The organism is Pantoea sp. ICBG 828, assembly GCF_002928355.1.
Taxonomy (GTDB): Bacteria; Pseudomonadota; Gammaproteobacteria; order Enterobacterales; family Enterobacteriaceae; genus Pantoea; species Pantoea dispersa.
The window spans coordinates 194196-206314 of sequence record NZ_POWN01000007.1; the positions used below are offsets into that span (position 1 = coordinate 194196).

Below are 12119 nucleotides of genomic sequence, written 5' to 3' on the forward strand. Positions count from 1 at the left end.
TGCGATCTTGCCGCGCTGGCCGCGAATGGCAAATGTTATTTGTGCGCGACTTGTTATTCACCGCCGCTGACGTAAGCTAACCCACTGAGAAAACCGAACCACGTAAAGGATAAAGCGATGCTGGAGAAGAAAATCGGGTTTGTCGGCTGCGGCAATATGGCGAAAGCCATCATCAGCGGCCTGGTGAACAGCGGGCAGATCGCCCCGGCCAATATCTGGGTGCACGATCGAAAACCCGACACCAACCAGGCGATGGCGCAGCAGTATGGCGTGACGGCGGCGGAAAGCGTCGAGAGTCTGGCACGTGAAGTGGACATTCTGTTTGGCGCGGTGAAACCCAACGTGATTCTCAAAGTGCTCAAGGATCTGGCCGGCCAGCTGAAGAAAGATGCGCTGGTGGTGTCGATTGCTGCAGGTGTGACGCTGGATTCGCTGGCGGCGGTACTCGGTCATGACCGTAAAATCATCCGCGTGATGCCGAATACGCCGTCGCTGGTCAACGAAGGCATGACCTCTATTACGCCGAACGTGCTGGTGGAACCGCAGGAAGTGGACGAGGTGGTGACCATTTTTGAGAGTTTCGGCAAAGCGGCGGTGGTGAACGAGTATCTGATTCATGCCGTGGTGGGCGTCAGCGGCTCGGCACCGGCTTACGTGTTTATGTTTATCGAGGCGATGGCTGATGCCGCCGTGCTGGGCGGCATGCCGCGGGCACAGGCTTATCAGTTTGCGGCGCAGGCGGTAAAAGGTTCCGCCCAGATGGTGCTGGAGACCGGCAAACATCCTGGCGAACTGAAAGATATGGTGTGCTCACCGGGCGGCACCACCATTGAAGCGGTGAAGGTGCTGGAAGAGAAAGGCTTCCGCGCTGCGGTGATGGGCGCGATGCAGCAGTGCATGGCGAAGTCCGAGGCGCTGAGTAAGCAGTGATGGTGCGGGTTTCCCCTCACCCTAACCCTCTCCCGCTTGCGGGAGAGGGAACTGTTGGTTGCGGAATTGAACCTTAACCCTGATACGCTTCAAACAGCGCCAGGCCTTGTTCCAGCGTCATTGGCTGCTGCATCTCATGCACCAGCGCGGCGGTGAGCGTATACATGCCGGCTGAACACACTGCCGCAATCATGCCCTGCTGGCAGTAAAAAGCGATAAAGCGTTTGTCCTGCAGCGATCCCAGCAGGCGATAATCGTCCCACTCCTCTGCATGTCCCAGATACTCATAGCGGGTGCCGTAATGCGCAGTCCAGAAGAACGGCACGCGATCGTACATGATGCGTTTGCCCAGCATATTCAGCGCGGCAATGCGCCCCTGCTGATGCGCCACGCGATAGTGCTCAATACGCTGCACGCCGCGCGGCGTGAGATAGCTGGCAATATCCCCCGCGACCCAGATGTTTTCACTGACCCGCAGCTGACTGTCGGCCAGCAGGCTGCCATCCTTCTGTAAAGGCAGGTCGTGAATAAAATGGGTGGCCGGCACAATGCCGGTGGCAAACAGCACCTGGCTGGCTGGCACGGTTTTGCCACCTTTGAGCCGCACGCCACTCACTGCACCTTCACCGGTCAGCGCTTCCGGTTCACCCTCGACAAACTTCACGCCGTTGCTGCGGTGCAGCTCATAAAAATGACGGCCAATCTCTTCGCCGAACTGGCTGGCAAATGGCAGCGGATGACGCGCCACCACCGTGACATCTATGTCGCGGTTACGCAGCGCACCGGCCACTTCCATACCGATAAAACTGTTGCCGATAATCACCAGCTGCTGCGCCTCATCCACCTGCGAAATCAGCGTGTCGGCCTGGCGCAGTGAACGCAGCAGGTGCACGCCATCCAGATCCTTGCCCGGGATATCAAGCGGCTGCGGCACGCCGCCGGTCGCGATCAGCAACTGGTCAAACTTCACCTGCTGCCCGTCTTTCAGCACCAGCGTCTGCTCCTGCGCCTTCAGCTGCACCACCTCCCCCTGCAGCCACACCACCGGGCCCAGCACATCCTGTTTCAGCAGCTTTGGTACCTCGTCGATGGCCATCTTGCCGGAGGGGACAAATTTACTCAGCGTGGTGCGATCGTAAGGTGCGTCGCTTTCACGCTCGATACGCACAATACGACCGCTAAAGCCTTCATCGCGCAGCGTCCAGATCGCAGCACTGCCCGCCGCGCCAGAGCCGAGAATCACGCACACCGGCGCTTCACCCTGAGCTACCGGCGCACTGGCCGGCGACATCGCCTGCGGATTGATCAGCACCTGCCCCTGTTCAATGCGCACCGGATAACGTTTGAGATTGGCCAGCGCCAGCGGCTCGCACATTTTGCCATCGCGCAGCTCAAACACCGCCTTATGCCACGGACACACCAGTTTGTCGCCGCACACTGCGCCCTGCTCCAGCGGGGCGCCCGCGTGCGGACATTTTGCCTGCAGCGCCTGCACGCGGTCGCCGTCGCGAATCAGCACCATATCCGTTTCACCGACGGTCACTTTAGTGGGTTTACGCTGCGCCAGCGCCTTGAGTTCCACGACAGATTGATAGCTCACGGTTCGCCTCCTTCGGGGTTATTCGTCTGATACGACAATTCCTTACAAAGAGTAAGTGTGGCAAAGCGTGAGGATTTAGCAGGAGAAACAAAGCGAAACGGCGGTTAACTGACTGTTAAACCGCCGTTTTAAGCGACACGAAAGGATCAGAAGAACACGCTGGGCACGATGATCAGCGCGAAAATCGCCACAATCAGTCCATGTTTGACCCAGTAATACAACCGGCGATTACGTTTCTTCAGGTTCTGACCGGCATCGCGCAGCGCATAAACGTATTTGAAGATGCGGTTGAGGAAGCCGGTACGATCGTTTTCGTCGTTGGGCGACGCCGCTGCTGACATTAACGTCGAGCCCACCCAGTGATTGACCGCCTGCGCCCAGCGCCATTTCATTGGCCGCTCGATATCGCAAAACAGGATGATACGCGTCTGCTCGCTTTCATTCTGCGCCCAGTGCACGTAAGTTTCGTCGAAGATCACCGCCTGACCGTCGCGCCAGCTGTGGCGCTGACGATCCACTTCAATAAAGCAGCGATCGTCGTTGGGCGTTTGCAGCCCGAGGTGATAGCGCACCGAACCGGCATAAGGATCGCGGTGTTTGCCCAGATGGCTGCCCGGCGGCAGTTCAGCAAACATGGCCGCTTTAACGCCGGGAATGTTGCTCACCAGTTCGGTGGTTACCGGACAGAGTTCGCGCGCTGACGGATGTGCATCGCTATACCATTTTAAATAGAAACGCTTCCAGCCACGCTTGAAGAAGGTATTAAATCCGGCATCGTTATGCGTCTGCGCCGCTTTAATGTGATCCTGCAGGCGAATAGCTTCATCGCGAATCACCTGCCAGTTATCGGTCAGCTGACGCAGCTCAGGAAAATCCTCAACCGGAAAATAGGGCTGTTTAGCCGGCAGTCGCGACAGCCCGGTCATAAACATATTGATCGGCGCCATAAAAGTGGAGTGATCAAATAACTGACGGGAAAACTTTTGCTTTTCCACGCCGCGTGAGTGGGCGTAAAGCACACTAATAATAAATACACCAATAATGATCGCAGCGACCATACAACAGGTTCCTTATGTTGCACGTAAAGCCGCTCTGGCCACGGTTAAGCGTCAGAGAGACTGGATGGGGAGAAATGGAATTTTATGTAAGGATTTTGTAAAGTTTTGGCAACGCGTGCCGTTTATGACAGAAAAAATACGTCGCGCATCAACCCTGCGAGTGCGGACACAAAAAAGCGGCCCGCAGGCCGCCAGAGGTTTAAGCACTCTTCTTCAGACAGCTGCTCATAAAGGTTTTACGCGCATCGCCGCTGAGTTTTTTCTCTCCTGCTTCGCTATTACAGCTTTTCATTTTCATCTGCTGCGGCGTCATATTGCCCATTTTGCTGTCTTTCTTCAGGCATTCGCTCATAAAGCTTTTACGCGCATCGCCTTTCAGATTTTGCGCGCCAGCATGCTGATTACACAGCGTCATTTTTTCCTGCTGCGCGGTTTTCTCCGCCGCGCCCGCACCGCCAGCCAGCAGCAGGCCTGCTGCCATTATTGCCACAAGACACGATTTCATTGCCGGTTTCTCCGTGTGATTATTGCCTGTTAAGCATGGCACGGAATAAGCAAAGCGGAAAAAAATCTATGCGCGTACGGCGGGATTATTCGCGCGGGTGGTTGAGCAACTTTTCGACGTAATTGCGCAGCATCAGCGCGTCCGGATTTTCCTGCACGGAAGCGGCGGGCGGCATCGCGCGATCAATACCCGCCGCGATGTCGCTAACCTGGGCGGCATCCAGTCTGCGCAGCATGGCGGTGAGCACGATTTCCAGCGCCTCAACCTGGACCACTAATTCTTTAGACTCTTCTTCTTTTTCTGCCAGCTTGAGCAGGAGTTCCGCAATCAGGTTTTTCATGCGATGGACTCAGTCAGAATGGGAAAACAAAAATTAGCATTGGCAGGATTAAAACAACAAGAATTTTTGCCGGCCAGAGGAAAAATAATGGTTAGCCGAAGCGTAAAAAAAGTGGCTGAAATTCAATATATAACGGCGAAACGTTTCACTGACAAAATACGCCGCAGATAAAACGTTTCGCATCGCTGCATTAATTATGCACTGGCGCTAAATTAACGCGGTCCCTGATATCCATGGCCGGGACCGCCACCGCCAGGACCACCCCAACCTCCGCCGCCGCCCGGCGGCGGAAAAAGACAACCGCTTAACGCGGACACCAGCGCCACAACGGCAGCGAGCTTAACGATACGGATCATATTGACCTCAGGTTGCTGAAATTGCGCTGAGTGTATAAAGCGGCGGTTAACACGACAATACAGAATGCTCCGCAACCCGGCGCTATTCATGCCTGCTCACCACGCTTAACGTTTTAGTGGCAAGAAACCGCTAAAAAAGCCTCACAGACCGCTCAATACGCCAGCTTAAGTTACAGCGAACGCTGTGCCGCAAACGTCAGTGCTGCTCGCTGTGCGCGCAGTAACAAAATTGCGCGCTGCGTCTTTACAGCTATCGCTATTTCACGCAATGTGAGCGCAATACAATTAATGAGATCTCACTATGACCTTAGCGGCTGTTTCTCTGAGTGAAGTGCTGGCGCGCCGTGACTGGGAAAACCCGGTTATCACCAGCCTGCATCGCCTGGACGCGCATCCACCGTTTGCCAGCTGGCGCGATGAAGTCAGCGCGCGCGATGGCCATCCCTCACCTGCGCAGCAGCGGCTGAGTGGTCAGTGGGCCTTCAGCTATTTTACCGCGCCGGAAGCGGTGCCGCACAACTGGCTGCTACAGGACTTACCGGACGCCGCAACGCTGCTGGTGCCTGCCAACTGGCAGTTGCACGGCTACGACGCGCCCATTTATACCAACGTGCAGTATCCCATTCCGGTCAATCCCCCTTTGGTGCCACGCGAGAACCCCACCGGTTGTTACTCGCTCACATTTAAAGTTGATGACGGCTGGTTAAGCCAGGGGCAGAGGCGCATCATCTTCGATGGTGTCAGCTCGGCCTTTTATTTGTGGTGCAACGGACAGTGGATGGGCTATTCGCAGGATAGCCGCTTACCCGCCGAATTTGATCTCAGCCACGCGCTGCAGCCGGGAAACAACCGTCTGGCGGTCATGGTGCTGCGCTGGAGCGACGGCAGCTATCTGGAAGATCAGGATATGTGGCGCATGAGCGGCATTTTCCGCGACGTGACGCTGCTGCACAAACCGGACACCCGCCTGAGCGATGTGCAGATCGAAACCGCGCTCAGCCCGGAATATCTGCGCGGCGATTTACGGGTGAGTGTCAAAATCCATGCCGGCACGCGCCCGCTCAGTCAGTGTCGGGTACGCGTCACGCTATGGCGCAACGGCGACTGTATTGCGCAGCACGAACAGCCGCCGGGCAGCGCCATCATTGATGAACGTGGCCACTATCCGGAACGCACCCTGCTGGTGTTGCCGGTGCTGCAACCGCTGTTGTGGAGCGCCGAAACGCCTCATCTCTACCGCGCGGTCGTCACGCTGCTTGATGATGCCGGCGAGGTGATTGAAGCCGAAGCTTATGATGTGGGTTTCCGTCGCATCAGCATTGAGCACGGCCAGCTGTGCCTCAACGGCAAGCCGCTGCTGATACGCGGCGTTAATCGTCATGAGCACCATCCCGAGCGCGGTCAGGTAGTGGATGAAGCCAGCATGCGTCAGGACATTGAACTGATGAAGCGCCACAACTTTAACGCGGTGCGCTGCGCTCACTATCCTAATCATCCGCTGTGGTATCGGCTGTGCGATGAGTACGGCCTGTACGTGGTTGACGAAGCCAATATCGAAACGCACGGCATGCAGCCGATGAACCGCCTCTCCGACGACCCGCGCTGGTTTGCCGCCTATAGCGAACGCGTAACGCGCATGGTGCAGCGCGATCGTAATCATGCCTGCATCATCATCTGGTCGCTGGGCAATGAGTCCGGCCACGGCGGCACGCACGATGCGCTGTACCGCTGGGTGAAAAGCAGCGATAGCACGCGCCCGGTACAGTATGAGGGCGGCGGTGCCAACACGGCGGCCACCGATATTCTGTGCCCGATGTATGCGCGCGTCGATCAGGACCAGCCCTTCCCGGCGGTGCCGAAGTGGTCACTGAAAAAATGGATCAGCCTGCCGGATGAAGCGCGTCCGCTGATCCTGTGTGAATACGCCCATGCGATGGGAAACAGCTTTGGTGGCTTTGCCAAATACTGGCAGGCATTTCGCCAGTTTCCGCGGCTGCAGGGTGGCTTCGTCTGGGACTGGGTCGATCAAAGCCTGACGCGCTATGACGAACATGGCCAGCCGTGGCAGGCGTACGGCGGCGATTTCGGTGACACGCCCAACGATCGCCAGTTCTGCATGAACGGGCTGGTGTTTGCCGATCGCACGCCGCATCCGGCGCTGTTTGAAGCACAGCGCGCCCAGCAGTTTTTCCAGTTTACGCGCGATCCCGGCGATGCGTATCGCGTAACCGTCACCAGCGAATATTTATTCCGCCGCAGCGACAACGAACGGCTGCGCTGGTGGATTGAGCAGGACGGTGTAACCCTCGCGCGCGGTGAATGGGTGCTGGATCTCGATGCTGAAGGCAGCCACACCTTTACCGTGCCCGCGCCTGAAGCGCTGCAGGGTGAAGCGTGGCTCAACCTCGCGGTGCATCAGATCGCCGCCACGCCCTGGTCTGAGGCGGATCATCGCGTGGCCTGGGATCAGTGGGCGCTGCCGGCCGCGCTGCCGGTTACGTTGCCGCCGCTCAGCGCCTGCGCGCCCCAGCTGGAAACCAATCACAATCTGGTGGCGGTGGTGCTGCCCACGCAGCGCTGGCACTTCTGTCGCCGCAGCGGCGCGCTGCTGCAGTGGTGGGTGAACGATCGTGAAACCATGCTGACACCGCTGGAGGAGTGCTTTATTCGCGCACCGATCGATAATGATATCGGCACCAGCGAAGCTGCCAATATCGACCCTAACGCCTGGGTCGAGCGCTGGAAACGCGCGGGCTATGATCGGCTGCAAACAGAGCTGCTGGCGATGCAGGTCGACAGCCTGCAGCACGGCGTGCAGATTGAAACCTGGCATCGCGTACTGGGTGAGGGTCAGCACCTGTTTACCAGCCATAAGCGTTATGGCATCAGCGGCGATGGCGAACTGACTATCAGCGTCGATGTACAACAGGCCGCTGGTCTGCCGCCGCCCGCGCGCATCGGCCTGCGCTGCCAGCTGGCTCAGGTCCCGCACCAGGTGAGCTGGCTGGGACTGGGGCCTCATGAAAACTATCCGGATCGCCAGCTGGCGGCGCAGTTTTCACGCTGGCAGCTGCCGCTGGCGGCGCTCAGCACCGGCTACGTCTTTCCGGGTGAGAATGGCTTGCGCTGCGGCACGCGCCAGCTGGATAGCGGCAGCTGGCAGATCAGCGGCGACTTTGCCTTCTCGCTTAGCCGCCATAGCCTTGAGCAGCTGCGCGCCACCTCGCACCGCCATTTGCTGCAGGACGAACCCGGCTGCTGGCTGCATCTCGACGGCTTCCATATGGGCGTCGGCGGCGACGATTCGTGGAGCCCGAGCGTCAGCCCGGAGTTTTTGCTTTCTCAGCGGCGCTGGCACTATGCGCTGACGCTGCGTCAGCCGGTTTAGCGGCGGCCGCCGGGCTAAGGGGTTTCAGCTCGGTTTTTGGCCGGCGATAGAAGCGCTGCAGCAACAGCACGTTGAGCAGGACGACGACCGCGGTAGCGAAGAATACCCAGCGGTAACCGGTGGCGGCTGAGACCGCTGCACCCAGCAGCGGTCCGGCGACGTTACCGAGGTACATGAACGACTGGTTATAACCAAAAATACGGCCAGTGACGTTATCGCGTGAGTGACGCACCAGCAGGGTTTGCACTGCCGGCATCATCGCGCCATCGGCAAAGCCGAGCAGAAAGCGCAGGACGCCCAGCTGCGTGGCGCTGGTGACAAACGACATGGCAATCAGCAGCAGCAGCGAGGCGATCATGGTCGCCAGCAAAATACGCTGGGTACCGATGCGATCCCCGAGTTTGCCGAGACGCGGTGCGGCGATGAGTGCCGACACGCCGGGCAGCGCGGCAATCACACCACTGAGAAACGCGATATTCTGCGCATCCGGCGCCAGCTCACGCACGAACAGCGTCAGGATAGGATTCACCGAGCCGTTACACATCTGAATCACCATGGTGGTGACGAACAGGCAGAACATCAGGCGTGGATTATCGAGGCTGCGCATCACCTCACGCCCGCTCAGTTTGTCCTGCTTGCTCACCGGCGTGTAGCCGGTCTCCTTAATCAGAAACAGCGTCACCAGAAAGCTGACCATCAGCAGCACCGCGGTAACGATAAATACCATGCGCAGGCCCAGCCAGTCGGCCAGCAGACCGCCTATCATCGGGCCGAGGATCACGCCGCCAATTTGTCCGGTCGACACGCAGCTCAGCGCCCAGCCGCTGCGCTCACGCGGCACCTGCGCGGCCACCAGCGCCATGGCGTTGGGAATATAACCGGACGTCAGTCCCATCAGCGCGCGCAGCAGCAACAGCTGCCACGCCTGAGTGACAAACGCCTGCAGCAGAATCACCGCGCCCATGCCAAACGAAGCGCGCAGCAGCATCAGTTTGCGCCCTTTGCGATCGGCAAGGCTGCCCCATAGCGGCGCCACGGCGGCAGAAACAATAAAGGTGACACTGAAGGTCAGGCCTGACCAGATACTGAGCGCGTTGCCGCCACGGATACCCAGCTCTTCCACGTAAAGCGGCAGGAAAGGAATGATCTGACTGATGGCCAGGCCGGTAAAAAAGCAGCCAAACCAGACGGATATCAGATTGATCTTCCAGGATTCGATGGAGCGTAACATGAGCGCAGATGTCGGAAAAAATGAAACGAGGGTTCAGTCTAACAACCTCGTAACATTGCCGGACGGCAAAACATGGCATGAGGATGAAAACGCAGTTTTTCGCTGCCGGGCGTGATTCTGCTCACAGCAAATAGGGCAATGCCTCACTTTTGTAGTGTCTTTATGTGCGGTTACCTGGCATAAGGCCCGATAAGCGCATCGCGAGAGACGGCAAACGTGAAAAAATATGACGATTCGTTACTGACAATATTCCACACCGCATCTATGTTTAAAAAATCACCAGTCATCACTGGCGAGGCGCTGCCCGTCCTGGACAGTCCGCATGCTTAATTCAGGTTTTCAGTTGCTGCCCGTCGTGGGTGGCAGGCTTCGTTGTCTCTGCGGAGGTCGGCTATGAGAACGCACCATGACAGCGCCAGTCGGGCGATTACCGACTATTTCAACAGCCCCGCCTGGCACGCGCCGCACGAGAGCGATTTGCTGGCCGCCATCATGCGCGAGCTGATGGATGATGGCCAGCCCGCCACCAATAAAGCGGTGATTGCCCGCGTGATTACCCGGCTGGAAGTGGAAGGCGATGAACAGCGCCTGCAGAGTTACCGCAATCTGCTGGCGCAGCTGTTAGAAGCAGGGCCGCAAAAATAGCGGCCCGGAGATTATTTCACCACCCGCAGCTGGTCGGCTTCGCTGACCACTGCTTTACCGCTCTGACGCTGATACAGGCACAGTTCCCGCCCCAGCTGATTTTTCATGTGCTTTTGCGGATAGCGGCCTTCGAGCAACAGCGCATCGTAGCCAACGCTGTCGTCGTACATGATCGGCTTACCCACCACTTTCACCGCTTTCAGACCGCTGGCCTGCACACACGCCTGCTGCAGGTTTTTATCGTGTTGCTGCCATGCCGCCTCGCTTGAGGCCTGCGCCAGCGGGCTGAGCAGCAGCGTCAAACACAGCGTTCGGGTCAGGTATTTCATCGTCACTCCTGTAAGGTCAGTCTGTTATTGCTGCCTGTACGCCAGGCGCCGCAGAGCCGCGATTCATCGCGCGCTATGGCGGAGGCAATATGGCGCAGCAGGCAGGTTATAGCGAAAAAAATTCCCGCCGTAGCGGGAAGAAACAAGACGAGCATTGCATATTCGAGAGTGACGAGGAAATCTCCGTAATGCGCAGCTATCCTCGCCCGCCGCCGTGACAGCCCGATGACAATGCCGTGTCCGTTTGGTGTTACCCGCAGTAAACCCGGGAAATTTTCCCGTTCTGATCGCCGAGGAAATTCAGGCGGCGCAGATTGAAGTCCATGGTGGCGGCACCGTTCCACGGAATCGCGCGCACCGGTACGGCAAAGCGCTGGGTATCAAGCGCGCTCAGCGGCTGACCGAGGTAATTCTGATACTGCGAGGCACCGCACTGGTCGGTTTCCGGATCGTGGCTGACGGCGTGACTGCTGTCAGTTTTACTGGCTGACTGACAGGCCGTTAAGGCGAGCATCGCCGTCAGCAGCAGCGCTTTTCCATAATGGTTCACAATTTTCTCCTCCTGGATAATGAACAAGCGGGTTCCTGAGAGTAACAAAGCGTGCCGCCGATGCGAAAATTTTTCCAGCAGACTGGTCGCATTGCGTGACAAAAGGCGCGATTTTCTGCTCACATTTTCGGATTAATCGCACGCTGTGTCTAAAAATCACCCGGGCAGACGCTACAATTATCTAAGACTTTTCTGAGGAGATAATGATGGAACTGGCTATTTTTATCGGCTTCGCCATCGTGATGACCTTCGTGGCCGTCCGGGTGCGTTAAGCCTCGTTAATTTTCTCTCTGCCGTTGTGCACCAGACGGTGCCAGCGGCATCCTCCGCGCCAGACAGGTCATTCGATTCCTTCTCCGCCTGCTGCTCAGTGATGAAAGCGCAAGCCGTCATGCCGCGTATCGCCTGTGATGAGGCGGTCGGTTAGCGCCGCGATTGTGGCGTATCTGAACCGGCGAAAATCTCCGCAAACGCACCTCGACAGCACCGATCGCCATTGCTACTATGCGTCTTCCTCTGCCCGCTGAGTCGCCTATGGACACCCAATCCGACAAAGTTACGTTGACCCTGTTTTACGTCGGTAGCTTTGTGGTTTATTACCTCGTGACCATGCTGATTACGCTGTTTCCCAATTACGGGACGCTGCGCAATAACGGCTTGCTGGTGCCAGTGCTGTGCCTGTTTGAATTTGCCGTGATCTATCCCCTGTACCGTTTTTACTGCCAGCGCCGCAGCGACATTCCTCTGGGCTTTCTGCGTCCCGGCCAGGCACTGCTGTTCATCGGCGCGCTGTTTGTGCTGATGGTGGCGCAGACGCAGTTCCTGCAGCCGGAAGGCTGGCTGATTGAACAGAGCCAGCAGGGACGCAGCTCAATGCTGATTCTGCTGCTCACCGCCGTGCTGCTGGCGCCGGTGTTTGAAGAGGTGCTGTTCCGCGGCTTCCTGCTGCAGGCGTTTTTGCTGTGGGCGCCCAAAAGCCGTTTTGCCTGCATGTTGCTCACATCGCTGCTGTTCGCCGCGTTGCACACGCAGTACGTGCACTGGGAAACCATCGTTGCGCTGACGCTGTTCTCGCTGCTGCTGTGCTACGCGCGTCTGCGCAGCAACAGCCTGGCGCTGCCGATTTTTCTGCATACCCTGAATAACCTGATCGCCATCCTGCCCGCCTGGTTCTACGCCTGATCCCC

General features: G+C 57.8%; 12 protein-coding genes. 5 read left to right on the forward strand and 7 right to left on the reverse strand.

Going from position 1 to position 12119, the window contains the following annotated elements:
* The first annotated feature begins 117 nt into the window (after positions 1 to 117).
* Entirely contained in the window at positions 118 to 930 is an 813-nt protein-coding gene (proC, locus tag C1Y43_RS17965; protein WP_021507232.1) for a pyrroline-5-carboxylate reductase, read from the forward strand.
* A 73-nt stretch (positions 931 to 1003) separates the two neighbouring features.
* On the opposite strand, the gene C1Y43_RS17970 is transcribed toward proC, so the two are convergent.
* From C1Y43_RS17970 to iraP, 4 genes are all read right to left on the reverse strand, one after another.
* Positions 1004 to 2530, reverse strand: coding sequence for an FAD-dependent oxidoreductase (locus C1Y43_RS17970; RefSeq protein WP_058757987.1), 1527 nt, complete (start codon positions 2528 to 2530; stop codon positions 1004 to 1006).
* A 146-nt stretch (positions 2531 to 2676) separates the two neighbouring features.
* Positions 2677 to 3588, reverse strand: coding sequence for a lipid A hydroxylase LpxO (lpxO, locus tag C1Y43_RS17975; protein ID WP_021507234.1), 912 nt, complete (start codon positions 3586 to 3588; stop codon positions 2677 to 2679).
* 199 nt (positions 3589 to 3787) lie between these two features.
* Positions 3788 to 4093, reverse strand: a complete 306-nt coding sequence (locus C1Y43_RS17980; protein WP_058757988.1) for a PsiF family protein — start codon at positions 4091 to 4093, stop codon at positions 3788 to 3790.
* 85 nt (positions 4094 to 4178) lie between these two features.
* Positions 4179 to 4433: an anti-adapter protein IraP gene (gene iraP / locus C1Y43_RS17985; protein ID WP_021507236.1), complete on the reverse strand. Its 255-nt coding sequence runs from the start codon at positions 4431 to 4433 to the stop codon at positions 4179 to 4181.
* 18 nt (positions 4434 to 4451) lie between these two features.
* Here iraP and C1Y43_RS23840 point away from each other — a divergent pair, with 18 nt between their 5' ends.
* Positions 4452 to 4604, forward strand: coding sequence for a hypothetical protein (locus C1Y43_RS23840; protein WP_155519908.1), 153 nt, complete (start codon positions 4452 to 4454; stop codon positions 4602 to 4604).
* A 486-nt stretch (positions 4605 to 5090) separates the two neighbouring features.
* Positions 5091 to 8177 carry a beta-galactosidase gene (locus C1Y43_RS17990; RefSeq protein ID WP_104189131.1) on the forward strand — a complete coding sequence of 1029 codons (3087 nt, stop codon included), beginning with the start codon at positions 5091 to 5093 and terminating at the stop codon, positions 8175 to 8177.
* On the opposite strand, the gene C1Y43_RS17995 is transcribed toward C1Y43_RS17990, so the two are convergent.
* The gene (locus C1Y43_RS17995) at positions 8110 to 9408 is read right to left on the reverse strand and encodes a multidrug efflux MFS transporter (protein ID WP_058757990.1); all 1299 of its coding nucleotides are present in this window, start codon (positions 9406 to 9408) and stop codon (positions 8110 to 8112) included. The two genes, C1Y43_RS17990 and C1Y43_RS17995, sit on opposite strands and share 68 nt — an antisense overlap.
* 393 nt (positions 9409 to 9801) lie before the next feature.
* Here C1Y43_RS17995 and C1Y43_RS18000 point away from each other — a divergent pair, with 393 nt between their 5' ends.
* Positions 9802 to 10053, forward strand: a complete 252-nt coding sequence (locus tag C1Y43_RS18000; RefSeq protein ID WP_021313231.1) for a biofilm development regulator YmgB/AriR family protein — start codon at positions 9802 to 9804, stop codon at positions 10051 to 10053.
* Between the two features lie 11 nt (positions 10054 to 10064).
* Here C1Y43_RS18000 and C1Y43_RS18005 read toward each other — a convergent pair whose 3' ends face one another.
* Positions 10065 to 10382: a hypothetical protein gene (locus C1Y43_RS18005; protein ID WP_021507239.1), complete on the reverse strand. Its 318-nt coding sequence runs from the start codon at positions 10380 to 10382 to the stop codon at positions 10065 to 10067.
* Between the two features lie 250 nt (positions 10383 to 10632).
* Positions 10633 to 10932: an I78 family peptidase inhibitor gene (locus C1Y43_RS18010; protein WP_058758053.1), complete on the reverse strand. Its 300-nt coding sequence runs from the start codon at positions 10930 to 10932 to the stop codon at positions 10633 to 10635.
* Between the two features lie 534 nt (positions 10933 to 11466).
* Between C1Y43_RS18010 and C1Y43_RS18015 the strand changes: the two genes are divergently transcribed.
* Positions 11467 to 12114: a CPBP family intramembrane glutamic endopeptidase gene (locus C1Y43_RS18015; protein WP_021507241.1), complete on the forward strand. Its 648-nt coding sequence runs from the start codon at positions 11467 to 11469 to the stop codon at positions 12112 to 12114.
* Positions 12115 to 12119 lie beyond the last annotated feature (5 nt).